We start from the raw sequence: 19,475 nt of genomic DNA, 5'->3' as shown, positions 1-19,475 counted from the left end.
TTGTACGACTTATCCGTACGAGACGTCACGGATCACCGTTCCAGGGTCGCGGACGGCCGGTCACCGTCTTGCCGCTCGGCTCACACGTTTGGGGGCGACCCGTCGATCGGGCGTCCGAGGCCGCCTTCCATGTTTTCGGGGGCCGGGCGCTTCTGCCAGGGCAACGGGCCGCCGGGCGGCCGGTAGCCGACACCGAGGGCGTCAAGTCGCGCGTAGTGGGCGCGCATTCGGCGCTCGAACCCGGCGAAGTCGCGCGCGGCGGGGGCGGGCAGCGCCGACCACGCCACCTCGGCGAACGCCGCGAGCCGGGGGAACACCTGGTAGTCCACGCGCCCCTGGTCCCGCATCACCTCGGTCCAGACATTGGCCTGAGTGCCCAGTACGTGCCGCGCCTCGGCCTGCGTCAGCTCGGGGGGAACGGGCTCGAAGCGGTAGACGTCCTCCAACGTCCGTACGTATCCGATCGGCATCGGCTCGTCGGGGCCGTCGGCCTGCCGGTGGTCCAAGTAGACGTGCTGCTCGGGGCACATGACCACGTCGTGACCGGCCCGGGCGGCCTCGATGCCGCCCGCGTAGCCGCGCCAGGAGGAGACGGCGGCGCCGGGCGCCAGACCGCCTTCCAGGATCTCGTCCCAGCCGATGAGGCGGCGGCCCCGCTCGGTGAGCCAGCGGTCGAAGTGGCGGATGAACCACGACTGGAGCTCGTCCTCACCGGCGAGCCCCAGCTCCTCGATGCGCGCCCGCGCGGCCGGGGACGCCTTCCACTGGTCCCTGGGGCACTCGTCGCCGCCGATGTGGACGAACGGCGACGTGGCGGCGGGGAAGAGCCGCAACACCTCCTCCAGCACGCCCTCGTAGAAGCGGAGGGTGTTGTCAGTGGGGGCGAGTACGTTCGGACTGACGCCCCAGGTGTCCCAGACGGAGAGGCGGGTGGTGTCGATGACGTCGGTGTTGCCCAGTTCCGGGTATGCGGCGATGGCCGCCTGCGAGTGGCCGGGGATGTCGATTTCCGGAACCACCGAGATATGCCGCTCGGCGGCGTACGTGACGATCTCGCGGATGTCGTCCTGGGTGTAGAAGCCGCCGTGCGGCTCCTCGGTCCACAACGGCGAGGCGCGATGGCCGTACTTGGTCCGCGAGCGCCAGGCGCCGACCTCCGTGAGCCGGGGGAAGCGCTTGATCTCCACGCGCCAGCCCTGGTCGTCGGTGAGGTGGAAGTGGAAGACGTTCAGCTTGTGCGCGGCGAGCAGATCCAGGTAGCGCAGCACGCCGTCCTTCGGCATGAAGTGGCGTGAAACGTCCAGCATCAGGCCGCGCCAGGCGAACCGGGGCGCGTCCTGGACGACTTGGCGGGCGACGGCGCGCTCCGCGCCCGGGTCCGCGCACGCTTTGCGGTACGCGTCGGGGCCGAGCAGCTGACGGAAGGTCTGCGCACCCCAGAACACCCCGGCCGGGCCGCCGCCGACGAGCTCGACCGCCGCCGTCCCCACGGTGAGCCGGTACGCCTCGGGGGCGAGGGCCGCGTCGAGGCGCAGGGTCACGGTGTCCGGGGCGCCGGGCTCCCCCGGCGGCAGCGGGCGGGCGAGCGCCGCGCCGAGGACGGACCGCAGCCAGTGGGCCACGCCCTCGGTGCCGGGGCCGGCCGCGAGCGCGGTCGCCTCCCGCAGGACGAAGGCGCCCTCCCCGTGTTCCACGGAGACGGGCGCCGGAACGAGATCCACCAAGTCCAGGGGCATGGGGCACACGGTAGCCCCGGCGGCGCGGGGGCCTGCGGGGGCTACTCATGCGAGGGAGGGCCGCCTGTGCGGGCGCGGGGCCCGCGGGGCGGGCCGCCTGCGGCTGGTCGCGCCGCTATCCGGCACGGTCCGCGGACGACGGCGCACCGCAGCCCGAAGGGGGCGCTACTTCCCGCCCTTGCCGTCCTTGCCGCCCTTGTCCTTGTCGCCACCCGCGCCCATGGACTCGTAGATCTCCTTGCACATGGGGCACACCGGGTACTTCTTCGGGTCGCGGCCCGGCACCCAGACCTTGCCGCAGAGCGCGACGACGGGGGTGCCGTCGAGCGCGCTCGCCATGATCTTGTCCTTCTGGACGTAGTGGGCGAAGCGCTCGTGGTCGCCGTCGCCGTTCGACACCTGCGGCGTCGGCTCGACGAGGGTCCCCGTACCTGCCCCGCGCTCGGGCTCAAGAGTGCTCATAAGTTCCTAGCGTACTGAAGCGCGGCGGCATCAGTTCAGCGAAGGGTCGTCCGGGTACGTCGCCACCATCGCCAGCTCGCTGCGCTGCCGGCGCAGCACCGCACGCCACAGGGACTCCGGCTCCGGCGAGGAGACGTCACCGGGTTCGGACTCCACCACGTACCAGGCCCCGTCCGTCAGCTCGGCCTCCAGCTGGCCCGGTCCCCAGCCCGCGTACCCGGCGAAGATCCGCAGCGAGCCGAGGGCCGCGGCGAGCAGCTCCGGCGGCGCCTCCAGGTCGACCAGGCCGATCGCCCCGTACACCCGGCGCCAGCCGAGGGGGCCCTCGTCGCCGGGGATGACGGCGACGCCGAGCGCGGAGTCCAGCGACACCGGGCCGCCCTGGAAGACCACGCCGGGCTCACCGGCGAGGGACGCCCACGGCTCCAGGATGTCGCCGACACCCACCGGGGTCGGACGGTTGAGGACCACGCCGAGCGAGCCCTCCTCGTCGTGGTCGAGGAGCAGCACCACCGCGCGGTCGAAGTTCGGATCCGCGAGGGCGGGGGTGGCGACGAGCAGCCGCCCTGTGAGCGAGGACACCTCGGTCATGCCGACATGATCCCGCATCTTGGGCCCCGAGGGGGAGCGCACGGCAGCAATGGGGCGCACCGGCTCGTCCGGCCGGCCCCGATGGTGACCCTGCGCCGAACGGGCCCGAACGGAGCGTGTTGTGGCGAATTCATTACGCTTGCGAACCCCCCTTGGCCATACAGGACATGGGTAGAAGCCCCTTACCCTTTTCTCTGGCCCCCTGCCCGACGATTCCGGAACGCGAGATACATGACCGGCACAGACGATGTACTGCTTGTCCACGGCGGCACCCCGCTGGAGGGCGAGATCCGCGTTCGCGGCGCGAAGAACCTCGTGCCGAAGGCGATGGTCGCCGCCCTGCTCGGCAGCGGTCCGAGCCGGCTGCGCAATGTGCCCGACATCCGTGACGTGCGCGTCGTACGCGGCCTGCTGCAGCTGCACGGCGTGACGGTCCGCCCCGGTGAGGAGCCGGGTGAGCTGGTGCTCGACCCGTCGCACGTCGAGAGCGCGAACGTCGCGGACATCGACGCGCACGCGGGGTCCTCCCGCATCCCGATCCTGCTCTGCGGCCCGCTGCTGCACCGCCTCGGCCACGCCTTCATCCCTGGCCTGGGCGGCTGCGACATCGGCGGCCGGCCGATCGACTTCCACTTCGAGGTGCTGCGGCAGTTCGGCGCGACGATCGAGAAGCGCGCGGACGGCCAGTACCTGGAGGCGCCGCAGCGGCTGCGCGGCACCAAGATCCGGCTGCCGTACCCGTCGGTGGGCGCGACCGAGCAGGTGCTGCTCACGGCCGTGCTGGCCGAAGGTGTGACCGAGCTCTCCAACGCGGCCGTGGAGCCCGAGATCGAGGACCTCATCTGCGTACTGCAGAAGATGGGCGCGATCATCGCCATGGACACGGACCGGACGATCCGGATCACCGGTGTCGACAAGCTCGGCGGGTACACCCACCGCGCCCTCTCGGACCGGCTGGAGGCCGCCTCCTGGGCGTCGGCCGCGCTGGCGACCGAGGGCAACATCTACGTCCGCGGCGCGCAGCAGCGCTCGATGATGACGTTCCTGAACACGTACCGGAAGGTCGGCGGCGCCTTCGAGATCGACGACGAGGGCATTCGCTTCTGGCACCCCGGCGGTCAGCTGAAGTCGATCGCGCTGGAGACGGACGTCCACCCCGGCTTCCAGACCGACTGGCAGCAGCCGCTGGTCGTGGCCCTGACGCAGGCCACGGGGCTGTCGATCGTCCACGAGACGGTGTACGAGTCGCGGCTCGGCTTCACGTCGGCGCTCAACCAGATGGGCGCGCACATCCAGCTGTACCGGGAGTGCCTGGGCGGCTCGGACTGCCGCTTCGGACAGCGCAACTTCCTGCACTCGGCGGTCGTGAGCGGGCCCACGAAGCTCCAGGGCGCGGATCTGGTCATTCCCGACCTGCGGGGCGGGTTCTCGTACCTGATCGCGGCGCTGGCGGCGCAGGGGACGTCGCGGGTGCACGGGATCGATCTGATCAACCGTGGCTACGAGAACTTCATGGAGAAGCTGGTGGAGCTGGGGGCGAAGGTGGAGCTGCCGAACGGTGCGCTGAGCTGAGTCCGGGGGGTTGTCCCCCACCCCGCCCCTTCCCTAAACCCTCCGGGGGCCGGGAGGGGGCGGAGTCGTTTCCGGGCGCTGCGCCCCGGCCCCGCCCCGGAGCCTTCGGCCCGGCCCCGGATGCTTTCGTCTGCGGACCGTGCTGGGTTGCGCGCGCAGTTCCCCGCGCCCCTGAGCACCTGGGGGCGCGGGGAACCGCGCGACCGGCCACAGACAACCGACAGACGACCCCGGGCGGCTTGGGGGCGCGGGGAACTGCGCGACCAGCCACCCACCGGCCCGCAGACGAACCCCCGGGCCGATCAGGGGCGCGGGGAACTGCGCGACCAGCCACCCACCGGCCCGCAGACGAACCCCCGGGCGGCTTAGGGGCGCGGGGAACTGCGCGACCGGCCACCCACCGGCCCGCAGACGAACCCCCGGCAAGGGCAGCGGGCGGCCCCGGGTGCGACGAAGGGCGGCCACCCCCCTCCACGGGGGTGGCCGCCCTTGTCTTTCAGCTAAGCGGCCTGCTCAGGGGCGCTTACTTGCCCTTCGCGGCTTCCTTGAGCTTCGAGCCCGCGGAGACCTTGACGCTGTAACCGGCCGGGATGTCGATCGGGTCGCCGGTCTGCGGGTTACGAGCGGTACGAGCGGCACGGTGGGTGCGCTCGAACGTCAGGAAGCCGGGGATGGTGACCTTCTCGTCGCCCTTGGCGACGACCTCGCCGACGGTCTCGGCGAGAGCGGCCAGAACGGCGTCGGCGTCCTTGCGGGTCACCTCGGCGCGGTCGGCCAGCGCGGCCACCAGCTCACTGCGGTTCATGTTCTTACTCCCGTGTTCTTCTTGCCTGTGAGGCGTGCCACGCGGCGGAAGCCGCATGTTGGGTTCAGCGAAACCGATGCTGCCAGGGCCCTCGGACAGTCCCCGGACCCGGGTCCGTGTGCACGACCTCGCGTCCTGGGGGTCCCCCCTGGACGAAGTCCTTGGGGGAGCATCCTGCCCCCACCTGTGGCGGTAAAGCCAATCCGGCACCCTTCGGAGTCACACGAAAAGCGCCAGACCCCCGTCGTGGTGACGCTCCGTCGACTCCCTGGAGACTCGCTGGAACCGCCGGGGCGGATGCGGTTCATGGTCCGCCACCCTACGGGCGGCTCCACGGCCCCGCATCCCACGACGCGCCGGAGCTCAGGCGGACGCCGCCTGGGCCGCCGTACGCACCGCCCCCGCCACCGCGCCCGCGACCTTGTCGTTGAAGACCGACGGGATGATGTAGTTCGGGTTGAGCTCGTCCTCGGTCACCACGTCGGCGAGCGCCGTCGCGGCGGCCAGCATCATGTCCGTGTTGACCGTACGCGACTGGGCGTCCAGGAGGCCGCGGAAGACACCCGGGAAGACCAGCACGTTGTTGATCTGGTTCGGGAAGTCCGAGCGGCCGGTGGCGACCACGGTCGCGCTCTGGCGGGCGACGGCCGGGTCGACCTCGGGGTCGGGGTTCGCGAGCGCGAAGACGATGGCGCCCTCGGCCATCGCGGCCACGTCGTCGCCGTTCAGGACGTTGGGGGCGGAGACGCCGATGAAGACGTCCGCGCCGACCACGGCCTCGCGCAGCGAGCCCGTCAGGCCCTCCGGGTTGGTGTTCTCGGCGATCCAGCGCAGCGCGGCCATGTCGGAGCCGGCGCCGGCGCCGTTCAGGTCCGCGCGGCCCGAGTGGACGACGCCCTGGATGTCGGCGACGACCGCGTTCTTCACACCGGCCGCCAGCAGCAGCTTCAGGATGGCCGTACCGGCCGCGCCCGCGCCGGACATGACGACCCGTACGTCCCCGATGCCCTTGCCCACCACGCGCAGCGCGTTGGTCAGCGCGGCCAGCACCACGATCGCGGTGCCGTGCTGGTCGTCGTGGAAGACGGGGATGTCCAGCGCCTCGCGCAGACGTGCCTCGATCTCGAAGCAGCGCGGGGCGGAGATGTCCTCCAGGTTGATGCCCGCGAAGCCGGGGGCGATGGCCTTGACGATCGCGACGATCTCGTCGGTGTCCTGGGTGTCCAGGCAGAGCGGCCAGGCGTCGATCCCGGCGAACCGCTTGAAGAGGGCCGCCTTGCCCTCCATGACCGGCAGCGCGGCCTTGGGGCCGATGTTGCCGAGGCCGAGGACGGCGGAGCCGTCGGTGACGACCGCGACCGAGTTGCGCTTGATGGTGAGGCGGCGGGCGTCCTCGGGGTTCTCGGCGATCGCCATGCACACCCGGGCGACACCCGGGGTGTAGATCATCGAGAGGTCGTCACGGTTGCGGATGGGGTGCTTGGACGCCATCTCGATCTTGCCGCCGAGGTGCATCAGGAACGTACGGTCGGAGACCTTGCCGAGCGTGACGCCCTCGATGCCGCGCAGCTTCCCGACGATCTCGTCGGCGTGTGCGGTGGAGGTGGCCGCGATGGTGACGTCGATCCGCAGCTTCTCGTGGCCGGAGGCGGTCACGTCGAGGCCGGTGACCGAACCGCCGGAGGACTCCACGGCCGTGGTGAGCTGGGAGACCGCCGTTCCGCTGGCGGGCACCTCCAGCCTGACCGTCATCGAGTACGAGACGCTGGGCGCCGTTGCCATGACCGGGTTCCTCTGCTTTCCCTAGCTTCTTTGCTAGCGCGTCCCGGACTCTCGCCGGGCAGCGCCATCCGATGTTCGCACCTACCGGCTGGTAGCCGGTAACGGGGCCCTCGTTCCGGAAAACAGTTTCCACCATACGAGAGATGATCGGTCGACGGAAGCCACGGACAGCACAACAGGCCCACGCCATCCGGAGATGACGTGGGCCTGTCGCTCACGTGAAGACACCGGCCCGCCATGCTCGCCTCGCGGCAAGTGGTCGCTCGAAGCGACTAAGGTTGGGCCCGGGGGCTTGGATCGAGCCGGTGCCGTAACCAGGCTAACAAACCACTCCGGCAAGTGATTCGACCATCGCGGGTTGACTTCGGCGGATTTTCCGGGGAGTCCGGCGTTCCGGACATTCCGGGTGGTCCCGGGTGGGTCCCGCCGCTCAGTCCCGGAGCAGGTCCGGCACCCCGTCCGCGTCCGGCTCGTCGCCCTGGCCCGAGACCACGGTGAGCTGCTGGGTCGCCCGGGTGAGCGCCACGTACAGCACGCGCAGTCCGGCGGGCGACTCGTCGGCGATCTCCGCCGGGGAGACCACCACCGTCGCATCGTACTCCAGCCCCTTCGCCTCCAGGCTGCCGAGCGCCACCACCCGCTCCCCCAGGCCCGCCAGCCAGCGCGCCGCCTGTTCGCGGCGACGCATCGCGACGACCACGCCCACCGTGCCGTCGACCTGCTCCAGCAGCCGGGCCGCCTCCTCCCGCACCGACTGGGCGAGATCGGGACCGGCCACCGCGAAACGCGGCTCGACGCCGGTGGAGCGGACCGCCGCCGGGGACTTCATCCCCGGCATCGCCAGCGCCAGCACCCGGGCCGCCAGCTCGGCGATCTCGGCCGGGTTGCGGTAGTTCACCGTCAGCTCGAAGCGGCGGCGCGGGCGCGAGCCCAGCGCCTCGTCGCGCGCGGCGGCGGCCTCGTCCGGGTCGGACCAGGACGACTGGGCCGGGTCCCCGACGACCGTCCAGGTGGCCGTGCGGCCCCGGCGGCCGACCATGCGCCACTGCATCGGCGTGAGGTCCTGCGCCTCGTCGACGATCACATGGGCGTACTCGGTGCGCTCCTGGGCCAGCCGCTCGGCGCGCTCGCGCTGGGTCTCCTCGCGCTGCGGCATCAGCTCCTCCAGGCCGGTGAGCGCGTCCAGCGGGTCGTACTCGCGCTTCCTGCGGGGCTTGGCCGGGGTGCCGAGCAGCGTCTGGAGCTCGTCCAGGAGCGCCACGTCGTGCACCGACAGGGGCCCCTGGCCGCTCGCGTCCAACCGGGAGAGGGAACGGGCCAGGCGCCGGGTCTCGCCGGGCGTCAGGACCCGCCGGGCCCAGCGGCCCAGGCGCCGCTCGTCGCCCATCGCCGCGAGCACCCCGCGCGGGGTGAGCTCGGGCCACCAGGCGTCCAGGAACGCGATGAAGGCGTCCTCGGAGGTGATGTCGTCGTCGAAGGACGAGCGCAGCTCGGCGGCCAGCTCCGGGTCCGTGTGGCGGCCGGCCGCGCCCGATCTGCTCCACAGGGCGTCCAGCAGCAGCTTGCGGGCGCGCGGGCGCAGCAGGTTGACCGGCGCGGTGCCGGACAGCGCCGCGTGCCGGATGCGGCGGAGCTCCTCGGCCTCCAGCTCGACGCGCCGCCCGAAGGCGACGACCCGCAGCCGGGTGGGGGTGACTGCCGTCCCGGCGGCCTTCTCGCCGCCCTCCCCGCCCTTTCCGGCCTCACCGCCCTGCCCGGCCTCCTCGCCGAGGGCGAGCTGGCCGTTGTCCCGGGCGGGGTGGCCCCGCCGGGTCCTGGCGCGTGCCGGATCGGCGGTCTCCAGGGCTCCGCGCGCCGCCTTGCGCAGCACGTGGAGCATCCGGGAGGAGCCCTTGATCCGGGCGACGGCCGGCTCGTCGTACGCCGTGGCCTCGGCGCCGTCGACCAGGCTGCCGACCGCCCGGATCGCCACCTGGCCCTCCTCGCCGAGCGAGGGCAGCACGCCCTCGGTGTACGCCACGAGCAGCGGGGTCGGGGAGACGATCAGGATGCCGCCCGCGTACCGGCGGCGGTCCTGGTAGAGCAGGTACGCGGCGCGGTGCAGCGCGACGGCGGTCTTGCCGGTGCCGGGCCCGCCCTCCACATACGTGACGGACGCGGCGGGCGCCCGGATCACCAGGTCCTGCTCGGCCTGGATGGACGCCACGATGTCCCGCATGGTGTGGCTGCGGGCCTGGCCGAGCGCGGCCATCAGGGCGCCGTCGCCGACCACCGCCAGCTCGGCGCCGTCGAGCGTCGCGGTGAGCTCCGGGCGCATCAGGTCGTCCTCGACGCCGAGCACCTTGCGGCCCTTGGAGCGGATGACGCGCCGGCGCACCACCCGGCCCGGGTCGACCGGGGTGGAGCGGTAGAACGGCGCGGCGGCGGGCGCGCGCCAGTCGATGACCAGCGGCGCGTAGTCGGAGTCGAGGACGCCGATACGGCCGATGTGGAGCGTTTCGGCGATCTCGGCGTACTTGCCGCTCTCGTCCTCCCGTACGGCCCCCTCGGCGGGCTCCACGGCCGTGTAGGCCCCGTCGGGGCCCTTCTTGCCGTCCTGGCCGAGCAGGAGGTCGATCCGGCCGAAGAGGAAGTCCTCGAACTCGTTGTTGAGGCGGTTGAGGTGGATCCCGGCCCGGAAGACCTGGGCGTCCCGTTCCGCCAGGGCTCCGGGCGTTCCCACCTGGCCGCGCTGGGCGGCGTCGTTCATCAGGAACTCCGCCTCGTGGATCTTCTCCTCCAGGCGGCGGTACACCCTGTCCAGGTGTTCCTGTTCGACTCCGGTCTCACGGTCTCTGACCGAGTCGACAGCGGCTTCCTGCGCGGCCACCGGGGGCCCCCTTCTGACGTGCATTGGGCAGCCGTCAACCGTACGCCAAGGGGGCGGGTCTGTCAGGCGGTGACCGGCCGCTCGGCCGGTCACCGGTCAGGCCGGAACGTCCACCAGGGCCTTGCCGTCGAGGGTCCGGACCTCGAAATGGTCAATCTGGTCCCGGTTCATGGCGGTACCGCCGTGCACATAGAGCGGGTACTCCGCCTCCTTGTGCGGGCTGTCCTTGATCCCGTACCCCCACGTGGGCACCGCCCAGGTCGTCACGGTCTCCTGCTCGCCGTCGCGGCCGATCGCGATGAGGCTGCACTTGAGCGGGCCCTTCACGTTCTTCAGCTGGAGGACGGTGTGGGTGCCCCAGCCCTTCTTCTCGGTGCCGACGGTGGCGGTGACGCCGGTCGTCGCGTCGGTCGCCGCCACCTTCTGGGTCATGTGGTTGAAGAACGCGTCCTCGGCCGGGCTGGTCGGGTGCGGCTCGACGGTCGCGCTCTGGTGCGTACCGCCGTCGGAGGTGGCCACCACGGCGATCGCCGGGCCGCCCACGATCAGCGCGGCGGCTGCCGCCACCAGGTACGTGGTGCGGCGCCTGCGCCTGGCCCGGCGCGCCGCCACCTCGTCGATGAGCCGCTCGCTCATGCTCGGCGGCGCCGGGCGCAGCGGCCTGGTGGCGGGGCCCGGGAACTCCTTCAGGGTGGCGAGGAGCGGTTCCAGACCGCCGAGCCGGTCGAGCTCGGCCGCGCACAGGTCGCAGCCCGCGAGATGGGCCTCGAAGGCGGTGGCCTCGGCGTCGTCGAGGATGCCGAGCGCGTACGCGGCGACCGCCTCGTGCTCGGACTGGTACTCCGGTGTGCTCATGCCGTCACCCCCCGTTCCTCCAAGGCGAGTTTCATGGACCGCAGGGCGTAGAACACCCGGGACCTGACGGTCCCGCTCGGCACGCCCAGCACTTCGGCCGCTTCATTGACCGTACGTCCTTTGAAGTACGTCTCGACCAACGCCTCGCGATGTGCGGGTGTCAGGTCGTCGAGCGCGTCAGAGAGCGTCATCAGCCACAGCGCCTTGTCGATCTCGTCCTCCGCGGGCATGACCTCCAGCGGCGACGGATCGACCTCCTGCGGCCGGGCCTGCCGGCTGCGGTGGCCGTCGATGACGATGCGCCGTGCGACCGTCACCAGCCAGGGGCGGACCGAACCGGTCGCTCTGTTGAGCTGACCGGCGTTCTTCCAGGCACGGATGAGCGTCTCCTGCACGACGTCCTCGGCCCGCTGGCGGTCGCCGGCGACGAGACGGAGCACATACGCGAGCAGCGGGCCCGCGTGTTCGCGGTAGAGCGCCCGCATCAGCTCCTCGTCGGGGACGGAGCGGTGCCGGGCGCCTTGCGGACGGTCATCGGCCACGGCGGCATCCTTGCGCACCAGAACCTCCCGGTCGAGACCCGGCCGGCGCGCGGGTCGCGTTCCGGCTCACCTCTCCATACGGGCGGTTGTCCGTAACCATTCAAACGCCGGGCGAGAAATGTTTGGCTGACCGTCGGCCGGGCTGACCAGCCGCCGGGCGTGCCGGGCGTCGCGGGGCAGACCGGACTTTCGCACCACGCCCTGGGTCTCACAGAGCCGCGGCGGCCGTGCGCCGCCGGTGGCGTGCCACCCGCTCCCGGTTGCCGCACACCTCGCTGGAGCACCAGCGCCGGCGGCGCCCGCGGGAGGTGTCCAGATAGAGCCGGAAGCAGTTGTCGCCCTCGCACCGGCGCAGCCGGGACCGGTCCTGCGGGTCGGTGAGCAGCTCCACCGCGTCCCGGGCCACCACGGCGAGCAGCGCGGTGCAGTCGGGGGCGCCGCTGAGGCCGCGCACCAGCCGCCCGTCGGCGCCGCGGATCGCACGTACGCCCGGGGGTGCGGCGGCGGCCAGGGCGTTGACCCGCTCCAGCGCCGCGGTGGCCGCCCCGCCGCGCCCGCCGAGCTCGGCGTCGACCAGCTGCCCGATGTGCTCGCGCAGGTCGGCGAAGCGCGCCAGCCACCGCCCGTCCGCCTCCGGGAGCGGGGTGCCCGGCGGCACGAGCCCGGCGCCGACGAGCCACTGCCGCAGCCGCCCGGCGCTGTCCAGCTGATCACTGTCGTACGCCCCGGTCGCCACCAGATCCAGACAGATCCGCCCGGAGTCGAACCGCAACATGCGCCACCGCCTTGGGGGTTGCCGGTGCGTGCCGTACCCCCAGAGTGCCCGCCCGGCGGCGGCGCCGGAAGCCCTCCTGCCGGCGCGGCCGGACCGGCCCGCGCCCGGGGGGCGGTGCCTGGGTCCGGCCGCTCCTCAGCCGTCGGCGTACTTCGCGTCGGCCGCCGGGTCGAGGGCGAGCCGGTAACCGCGCTTGACCACGGTCTGGATGAGCTTGGGGGCGCCCAGGGCCGTACGCAGCCGGGTCATCGCGGTCTCCACGGCGTGCTCGTCGGTGCCCGAGCCCGGCAGCGCCCGGAGCAGGTCGGCCCGCGAGACGACCCAGCCGGGCTGCTGGGCGAGGGCGCGCAGCAGCGACATCCCGGCGGGCGGGACGGGCCGCACCTCGCCGTCGACCAGGACGGCGTGGCCGCGGATCTCCACCCGGCGTCCGGCGATGGGCAGGGCCCGCGCCCGGGCGGGCAGTTCGCAGCAGAGGAGCTGGACCAGCGGCCCGAGCCGGAACCGCTCGGGCGAGACCGTCTTGATCCCGCGCGCCTGGAGCGGCAGCGCGGTGACCGGCCCGACGCACGCGGCCAGCACGTCCCGGTCGAGGGCGCGCAGCAGCTCGGGGAGCTGCCCGCGCTCCTCGGCCCGGGAGAAGAGGGAGGCGGCGGCGGGCGCGCTGGTGAAGGTGAGCGCGTCCACCCCGCGGGTCAGGGTGAGGTCGAGCAGCCGGTCGAGCGGGCCGAGGTCCTCGGGCGGCAGCCACCGGTAGACGGGAACGCCGACGACCTGGGCGCCCCCGGCCCGCAGCGCCTCCACGAAGCCCGGCAGCGGCTCCCCGTGCAGCTGCACGGCGATCCGGCGGCCCTCGACGCCCTGCTCCAGGAGCCGGTCCAGGACCTCGGCCATCGAGTCGGACGAGGGCGACCACTCCTCGGTGAGCCCGGCCGCCCGTATCGCGCCCTTGGCCTTCGGCCCCCGCGCCAGCAGCTCGGTGGCGCCGAGCCGGGTGAGCAGCGACTCGCCGAGCCCCCAGCCGTCGGCGGCCTCCACCCAGCCCCGGAAGCCGATCGCGGTGGTGGCGATGACGATGTGCGGCGGCTCGTCGATCAGCTCCTTGGTGGCCGAGAGCAGCTCGCCGTCGTTGGCGAGCGGCACGATCCGCAGGGCGGGCGCCTGCACCACGGCGGCGCCGCGCCGCTGCAGGAGCGCCCCCAGCTCGTCGGCGCGGCGGGCGGCGGTGACGCCGACCGTGAACCCGGCGAGGGGTCCGTGCTGTGTGTCGACCATGGCTCTCCAACCGGGGTGGTGCGGCGGCTGGCCCGAGCCTGCCAACCCCGCGTGACAGGCTCGGTTCGCGCGCGTGTCCCCCGCGTTACGGCGGGGGCGGCGCGCAAGGGTCCGTGTGACCTATTAGACCTCGGCGTATACGGGTTCGGAGGGTGTCCGTGCCCGGACCGGGCGGCGAAGGTATACCGCCCAAGTGGTCGTGAAACACGCCGCGTAGAAGGCGAGGAAGGAGACGAAGGCGGCGGTTCCGGTGCCGCCCGTCATGAACGACTGGCGGAAGGCGAGGTTGATCCCGAGGCCGCCGAGCGCCCCGACGGCGCCGATCAGCCCCATGGCGGCCCCGGAGAGCCGCCGTCCGTACGCCGCCGCGGCCTCGCCCGCCATGCCCTCGGAGACGGCCCTGGCCTGGAAGATCGCCGGGATCATCTTGTACGTGGAGCCGTTGCCGAGTCCGCTGAGCACGAAGAGCGCGATGAAGCCGACGAGGAAGACCCCGAGGGACTTCTGTACGGAAGCGAAGATCACGACCCCGGTCGCGGCGGCCATCGCGGCGAACGTCCACAGGGTGATCCGCGCGCCGCCGACCCGGTCGGCGAGCGAGCCGCCGATGGGCCGGATCACCGAGCCGAGCAGCGGCCCGATGAAGGTGAGGGAGGCGGCCTGGAGCGGGGTGCGCCCGAACTGGGTCTGCAGGACGAGCCCGAAGGCGAAGCTGTAGCCGATGAACGACCCGAAGGTCCCGACGTACAGGAACGCCATGATCCAGGTGTGCCGGTCGCGTACGGCCTCCAGGGCGGCGCCGGTGTCGTTCTTCACGGGCGCGAGGTTGTCCATCTTCAGCGCGGCCCCGAGCGCCGCGGCCACGATGAGCGGCACGTACACCCCGAGCACGATCCGCGGGTGCGTGGCCCCCGCGGTCCCGATGACGAGCAGCCCGATGAGCTGCACGACGGGCACCCCGATGTTGCCGCCGCCCGCGTTGAGCCCGAGGGCCCACCCCTTCTTCCGCAGCGGGAAGAAGGAGTTGATATTGGTCATGGAGGAGGCGAAGTTCCCGCCGCCGATACCGGCGAGGGCGGCGACGAGCATGAAGGTGGTGTACGAGGTGCCGGGCTCCATCACGGCGAAGGCGGCGCCCGCGGGCACCAGCAGCGACAGCGCGCTGAAGATGGTCCAGTTCCGGCCACCGAACTTGGCGACGGCGAAGGTGTAGGGAATCCGTACGACCGCTCCGACGGCGGTGGCGGTCGAGATCAGGAAGAACTTCCCCGCGGGGTCGACGTGGTAGGCGGGCCCCATGAACAGCACCATCACCGACCACATGGTCCAGATGGAGAACCCGATGTGCTCGGAGAACACCGAGAACCACAGGTTCCGCCGGGCGATCCGCTCCCCGGTCCGCTCCCAGAACACCTCGTCCTCGGGATCCCACTCCTCGATCCAACGGCCTTTCATGACGCCTCCCTGATCGACGGGTCGTAGCGCTGCGGCGCACGGGACCGTCACCGCCGGCTGGTTCCGGACACCGACGGTAGGGAGACCGCATTTCACCCCCGTGCCGCCGCGTGACCGCCGCGCAACCTTGTGTTCACGGGGGGTGAATGGATGCGGTGAGGCCGCCGCCCTCGCCCCCCGCCCTCACGGCATCGGTCCCTGCTGTGTGAGCACGCCTGTACGGGGTGATCCTGGGGGGAAGGGGGGTGGGGCGGGAACGGGTGGGGTCCGCAGTCGCACAGGGGGGTGGGAGCGGGGGCGGCCACAGCACGAGGGCCCGGACGCATGGGTCCGGGCCCTCGGGTACCGCGATCGGCCGGGTGGTGGCAGGGGCGCCGTCAGCGCCTGCGGCGGCCCCGCACCCTGCCGTCCGGCCACAGCCGGGGGCTGCGCTTGGCGGCCACGTCCTCGATCCAGCCCGTGGACAGGATCATCAGCCCGATCAGCGGCCAGACCAGGACGAACATCCACTCGTCATAGGTCGTGGTCAGAAACCCGTCGAAGTGCGGGCCGACCCCGGGGACGTTCCAGAGCTGGTCGAGGAGCGGCACGGCAGCCGCGATCAGCGTGTTGTGCCACAGGTAGATCGTGACGGCCCGGTTGTTGGAGAGCGTGACCAGCCGGTCGTAGCGGGCCAGCCGGCCCGGCAGTTCCGGCCAGGACGGCGAGTACGCCAGCAGGATCGCGCAGAAGCCGAACGACCAGGTGGCCTGGGCCAGCGGGATGTCGTTGAGGTCCCAGCCGTCCTGGGTGGGGTGCCCGGAGGCCCACCACAGGCCGAACGCCATCACCATCGACGAACAGGACACCAGCAGATAGCGCGGCAGCCGCTGGATCAGCCCGTCGTGGTGCGCGAAGCCGAGTACCCAGCAGGCCGCGTAGGTGACGAAGTCGGTGATCACCGAGCCGGTGTCGCCGGGGATGGTGACCACACCGGTCCCCAGGACCGCCGTCAGCGCCAGCGGGGCCAGCAGCACCGGCCAGGGCAGCTTGCGGAACAGCTTCAGCAGCAGCGGCGAGGCGAGCACGAACCACAGATAGGCCCGCAGGTACCAGAGCGGCTCGGCGGCCTGGACGGCCCAGGTCTGCTCCAGCATGCCGTCCTTGTGGCCGATCGACCACGGGAAGGGCGGGGTGCCCACCGGCACCAGGTAGTTGAAGAGCTTGGCCCACCACCACAGGCCCTGCTCCTTGTCCGGCTTCCAGCCCGCCGCGAACATCGCGGTGAGGATCACCGCGCCGAACGCCCACATCGGCGGCAGCAGCCGCCGCAGCCGGCCGCGGATGACGCTCCAGGCGGGCCGGCTCAGCGAGCGCGCCATCAGCGATCCGGCGAGCGCGAACATCACACCCATCGACGGGAAGACGATCGAGAGCCAGGCGAAGCCGAAGAGGTGGTAGACGACCACGCGGACGAGGGCGAGCGAGCGCAGCAGGTCCAGATAGCGGTCGCGGCCCGAGGCCTTGGGCTTCTTCTCGGCGCTCACCGCGGCCACGGCCGCGGGCACCTCGACGAAGGGCTGGGGTATCGGCGCGGTCATCCGACGGGCCTCCGGTCGATGTTCTCCTTGCTGCCGCGCTGGCTGGGAATGCCCCCCGGCGCCTCCACCACACCCGTGCGCCGCAGCTTCTGCCAGCGCAGGCGACCGCCGGTGAGGGCGGTGATCCAGGACTGGAGGAGCACCACGTACATCAGCTGGCGGTAGAGGATCTGCTGGAGCGGGAGCGACACCAGGTGGGTGAGGCGTTCGCGGTCCAGGCGGAACGCGTAGGCCGCGCAGACCAGTTGGATGAGCAGGACGCTCAGCCAGGCCACCACGGTCTTCTGGGTCGGGCCGAAGACCAGGCCGTACAGGAGGAACACGTCGATCAGGGGGGCCAGGAGCGGGGCCAGGACCATGAAGAGCGACACCAGCGGCAGGCCCACGCGGCCGAAGCGGCCCGAGGGGCCGCGCTCGAAGACGGCGCCGCGGTGCTTCCAGATGGCCTGCATCGTGCCGTACGACCAGCGGTAGCGCTGCGACCAGAGCTGCTGGACGGACTCGGGCGCCTCGGTCCAGGCGCGCGCGTTCTCCGCGTACACCACCCGCCAGCCGTCGCGGTGCATCGCCATGGTGACGTCGGTGTCCTCGGCGAGGGTGTCCTCGCTGATGCCGCCGACCCGCTCCAGGGCGGTGCGGCGGAAGGCGCCGACCGCGCCGGGGATGGTCGGCATGCAGCCCAGCACGTCGTACATCCGGCGGTCCAGGTTGAAGCCCATCACGTACTCGATGTGCTGCCAGGCGCCGATGAGCGAGTCGCGGTTGCCCACCTTGGCGTTGCCCGCGACCGCGCCGACCCTCGGGTCGCCGAACGGCTGCACCAGCTCGCGTACGGTCGACGGCTCGAAGACCGTGTCACCGTCCATCATCACGACGATGTCGTGGCGGGCGTTGCGGATGCCGTTGTTGAGCGCGGAGGGCTTGCCGCCGTTGGGCTGGCGGATCACCCGGACGTTCGGCAGCCACATCGCCTCGACGATGTCCGCGGTGCCGTCGGTGGAGCCGTCGTCGACGACGAGGATCTCGATGGGGTGGTCGCCGGCCATCAGCGAGCGCACGGTGTTGGCGATGCACTCGCGCTCGTTGTACGCCGGGACGATCACCGAGACCGGCTCGGTGACCTCGGGGCCCCAGCGGAAGCCGCGGCTGCGGACCTTGCGCACGTGCAGGAACGACAGGATCAGCATCAGGCCGAACCGGGCGAAGACCAGCACGCCGATCACGGCGAGCCCGCCCACCAGGACGTCGGTGCTGCTCTCCGAGACCTGGACGGCGAAGACGAACGCCTTGCCCTTCCACAGGTCCATGCCGGTGACCGGGGTGTGCGCGCTGGGCGCGTTCAGGGCCTCGGTCAGATTCACGAACGTGTAGCCCTTGCCCTGGAGCTGGGGCAGGAAGGTGTCGAGCGCGGCCACGGTCTGCGAGCGGTCGCCGCCGGAGTCGTGCATCAGGACGATGGCGCCCTTGCCGTGCTTGGGCGTGGCGTTCTTGATGATCGTCTTGATGCCGGGGCGCTGCCAGTCCTCACTGTCCGTGGAGTCCAGCGCGGTGATGTACCCGCGGCTGCCCACGTACTTGATCACCGGCCAGTTCTGGTCGTCGATCGCGTCCGCGAACGACGAGTACGGCGGCCGGAAGAGGGAGGTGCGGATGCCTGCGGCGCCTTCGAGGGCCAGCTGGTTCTGCGCGAGCTCCCAGTCGATCCGGGCGTGCGACTGGTAGGAGAGGTCGGGGTGGTTGAAGGTGTGCAGACCGACCTCGTGGCCCTCGTCGACCATCCGCTTGATGAGACCGGGGTAGCGGGCGGCGTTGGCGCCGGTGACGAAGAAGACGCCGTGCGCGTGGTACTTCTTCAGCTGGTCGAGCACCTTCGGGGTCCAGGTGGGGTCCGGGCCGTCGTCGAAGGTGAGCACCAGCTTGTGCTTGGGGATGTCGAGGCTGGTGGGCTTGGCGGCGCCCCGAGCGTCGATGACCGGACCGCCGTCCAGGATGCGCTCGGGCACCTGGTCGGTGGACGCCTCGGGGCGTATTCGGTGGTCGGCGAGTATCTCGTTGTGGACGTACCCGCGCAGCATCAGCATCGCGAGCAGGGCGACGAGGAAGAGCAGGGGCAGCAGATAGCGCATCGGCAGTCTGCGGCGTCTGGGCTTGCGGGCGGTACCGGGACCCGTGCTGGGGGTCTTGCGGCGAGGGGCTTTCACGTACTGGCTCCAGTGGGCGGAGTCGGCTTCTTCGACAGCCCCGTCGGGCTGCCGGACGAACCGGTGGGGAGGCCGGGGCCCGCCGTGTGGCCGCCGGTCGGCTTCGCGGTCTGCGAGGTGCCGGGGCGCGGGGAGGCGGTGCTGGGCTTGGCGGGGTGACTGGACCTGGCCGGCTTGGGGGTGCCGGAGGTCTTGGCCCGCACGGGGGCGGTGGCCGAGGGGTGCGTCCTGCTCTTGGCGGGGACGCCGGGCCTGGTGGTGGGGCGGGGCGTGTGCGACTCGGTGGGGGCGGGGGTGACCTGGACGGTCTCCGTCTTCTTCTCCTTGGCGGCGGGCCCGGGTATGCCGAGCCACGGCGCGCGGGAGCTGCCGCCGAGCAGACTGCCGACGAGCATCACTGCGTAGCAGGTGCATGCCAGGCCGAAGACCCAGCCGAGCCGGCGCAGGTTCTTGCCGCGACGGCCGCTCTCGTCCACGAAGACGGGGCCGTCGGGGTCGGCGCCCGCGACCGGGGCCTGGATGTGGACCCGCGCCTCGGGCCGGCCCTGGGGGTACGCCTGCGGATGCGCCTCGGGGTACGCCTGCGGCTGGATCCGGGTCTGCTCCTGCGGCGGCTGGATCCGGGGCTGCGGCTGGGACGGGATGCGGGGCTGGACGCGCGTCCGCTCCTCAGGGGCGGACGGGGGCCGGCTCTGCGTCCGGGCCCGTGCGGGGTCCTGCGCCGACGGGTCGCCCGGCAGACGCCCGGCGACGTTCAGTTCCATCGTGAAGTCGTCGAGCGGGCCGCGGGGCTCCTCGACCGGATTCAGGGATCGCCCCTGGGGGGCATCTTTTCGCCAATTGTCCACTTTGCGTACGCACTTCCCCACTGGATGATTCGCGGGTTGCGCGCACTCCTCTAGCGGGCGCTGCGTTCCGGATCGGGTCCCCACCCGTTCCACGCACCCCCACTACCACACCGCACCCGGGGAATGA

General features: G+C 72.1%; 15 protein-coding genes. 1 reads left to right on the top strand and 14 read right to left on the bottom strand.

Going from position 1 to position 19,475, the window contains the following annotated elements; genetic code table 11:
* Nucleotides 1–80: 80 nt before the first annotated feature.
* The 3 genes from ACZ5ID_RS15460 to ACZ5ID_RS15450 all read right to left on the bottom strand — a co-directional run bounded on the left by ACZ5ID_RS15460 (nt 81) and on the right by ACZ5ID_RS15450 (nt 2,789).
* Nucleotides 81–1,736 (bottom strand): beta-N-acetylhexosaminidase, encoded by a 1,656-nt coding sequence (locus ACZ5ID_RS15460; protein ID WP_468897580.1) that lies wholly within the window; start codon nt 1,734–1,736, stop codon nt 81–83.
* Nucleotides 1,737–1,901: 165 nt separating this feature from the next.
* Nucleotides 1,902–2,198 (bottom strand): DUF3039 domain-containing protein, encoded by a 297-nt coding sequence (locus tag ACZ5ID_RS15455; RefSeq protein ID WP_468897578.1) that lies wholly within the window; start codon nt 2,196–2,198, stop codon nt 1,902–1,904.
* Between the two features lie 30 nt (nt 2,199–2,228).
* Nucleotides 2,229–2,789: a YqgE/AlgH family protein gene (locus ACZ5ID_RS15450; RefSeq protein ID WP_358837677.1), complete on the bottom strand. Its 561-nt coding sequence runs from the start codon at nt 2,787–2,789 to the stop codon at nt 2,229–2,231.
* 231 nt (nt 2,790–3,020) lie between these two features.
* Between ACZ5ID_RS15450 and murA the strand changes: the two genes are divergently transcribed.
* Nucleotides 3,021–4,361 carry a UDP-N-acetylglucosamine 1-carboxyvinyltransferase gene (gene murA, locus ACZ5ID_RS15445; RefSeq protein ID WP_468897577.1) on the top strand — a complete coding sequence of 447 codons (1,341 nt, stop codon included), beginning with the start codon at nt 3,021–3,023 and terminating at the stop codon, nt 4,359–4,361.
* 523 nt (nt 4,362–4,884) lie between these two features.
* Here the strand turns inward: murA and ACZ5ID_RS15440 are convergent.
* The 11 genes from ACZ5ID_RS15440 to ACZ5ID_RS15390 all read right to left on the bottom strand — a co-directional run bounded on the left by ACZ5ID_RS15440 (nt 4,885) and on the right by ACZ5ID_RS15390 (nt 19,264).
* Nucleotides 4,885–5,166 carry an HU family DNA-binding protein gene (locus ACZ5ID_RS15440; RefSeq protein WP_015033921.1) on the bottom strand — a complete coding sequence of 94 codons (282 nt, stop codon included), beginning with the start codon at nt 5,164–5,166 and terminating at the stop codon, nt 4,885–4,887.
* 363 nt (nt 5,167–5,529) lie between these two features.
* Nucleotides 5,530–6,948, bottom strand: coding sequence for an NAD-dependent malic enzyme (locus ACZ5ID_RS15435; protein WP_468897576.1), 1,419 nt, complete (start codon nt 6,946–6,948; stop codon nt 5,530–5,532).
* Between the two features lie 430 nt (nt 6,949–7,378).
* Nucleotides 7,379–9,841, bottom strand: a complete 2,463-nt coding sequence (locus ACZ5ID_RS15430; RefSeq protein WP_468897574.1) for a HelD family protein — start codon at nt 9,839–9,841, stop codon at nt 7,379–7,381.
* A 72-nt stretch (nt 9,842–9,913) separates the two neighbouring features.
* Complete coding sequence (locus ACZ5ID_RS15425) at nt 9,914–10,672, bottom strand: anti-sigma factor family protein (RefSeq protein ID WP_468897573.1); 759 nt, start codon at nt 10,670–10,672, stop codon at nt 9,914–9,916.
* Nucleotides 10,669–11,232, bottom strand: coding sequence for a sigma-70 family RNA polymerase sigma factor (locus tag ACZ5ID_RS15420; RefSeq protein ID WP_101388525.1), 564 nt, complete (start codon nt 11,230–11,232; stop codon nt 10,669–10,671). The genes ACZ5ID_RS15425 and ACZ5ID_RS15420 overlap by 4 nt, the downstream gene beginning before the upstream one ends.
* Before the next feature lie 190 nt (nt 11,233–11,422).
* The gene (locus ACZ5ID_RS15415; RefSeq protein ID WP_406554293.1) at nt 11,423–11,989 is read right to left on the bottom strand and encodes a CGNR zinc finger domain-containing protein; all 567 of its coding nucleotides are present in this window, start codon (nt 11,987–11,989) and stop codon (nt 11,423–11,425) included.
* 135 nt (nt 11,990–12,124) lie between these two features.
* Nucleotides 12,125–13,264: a uroporphyrinogen-III synthase gene (locus ACZ5ID_RS15410; RefSeq protein ID WP_468897571.1), complete on the bottom strand. Its 1,140-nt coding sequence runs from the start codon at nt 13,262–13,264 to the stop codon at nt 12,125–12,127.
* A 123-nt stretch (nt 13,265–13,387) separates the two neighbouring features.
* Nucleotides 13,388–14,719, bottom strand: a complete 1,332-nt coding sequence (locus tag ACZ5ID_RS15405) for an MFS transporter (RefSeq protein ID WP_468897569.1) — start codon at nt 14,717–14,719, stop codon at nt 13,388–13,390.
* Nucleotides 14,720–15,096: 377 nt separating this feature from the next.
* Nucleotides 15,097–16,299 carry an acyltransferase family protein gene (locus ACZ5ID_RS15400; RefSeq protein WP_468897567.1) on the bottom strand — a complete coding sequence of 401 codons (1,203 nt, stop codon included), beginning with the start codon at nt 16,297–16,299 and terminating at the stop codon, nt 15,097–15,099.
* On the bottom strand, nt 16,296–18,425 hold the full coding sequence (locus ACZ5ID_RS15395) for a bifunctional polysaccharide deacetylase/glycosyltransferase family 2 protein (RefSeq protein WP_468897968.1): 2,130 nt from the start codon (nt 18,423–18,425) through the stop codon (nt 16,296–16,298). Before ACZ5ID_RS15395 ends, ACZ5ID_RS15400 begins: the two co-directional genes overlap by 4 nt.
* 71 nt (nt 18,426–18,496) lie before the next feature.
* Nucleotides 18,497–19,264 carry a hypothetical protein gene (locus ACZ5ID_RS15390; RefSeq protein ID WP_468897566.1) on the bottom strand — a complete coding sequence of 256 codons (768 nt, stop codon included), beginning with the start codon at nt 19,262–19,264 and terminating at the stop codon, nt 18,497–18,499.
* Between the last annotated feature and the right edge of the window lie 211 nt (nt 19,265–19,475).

Source organism: Streptomyces sp. NPDC031670 (genome assembly GCF_055580545.1).
Note: the sequence above shows the minus strand (reverse complement) of the source record. Positions and strands in the feature narration are given on the sequence as shown.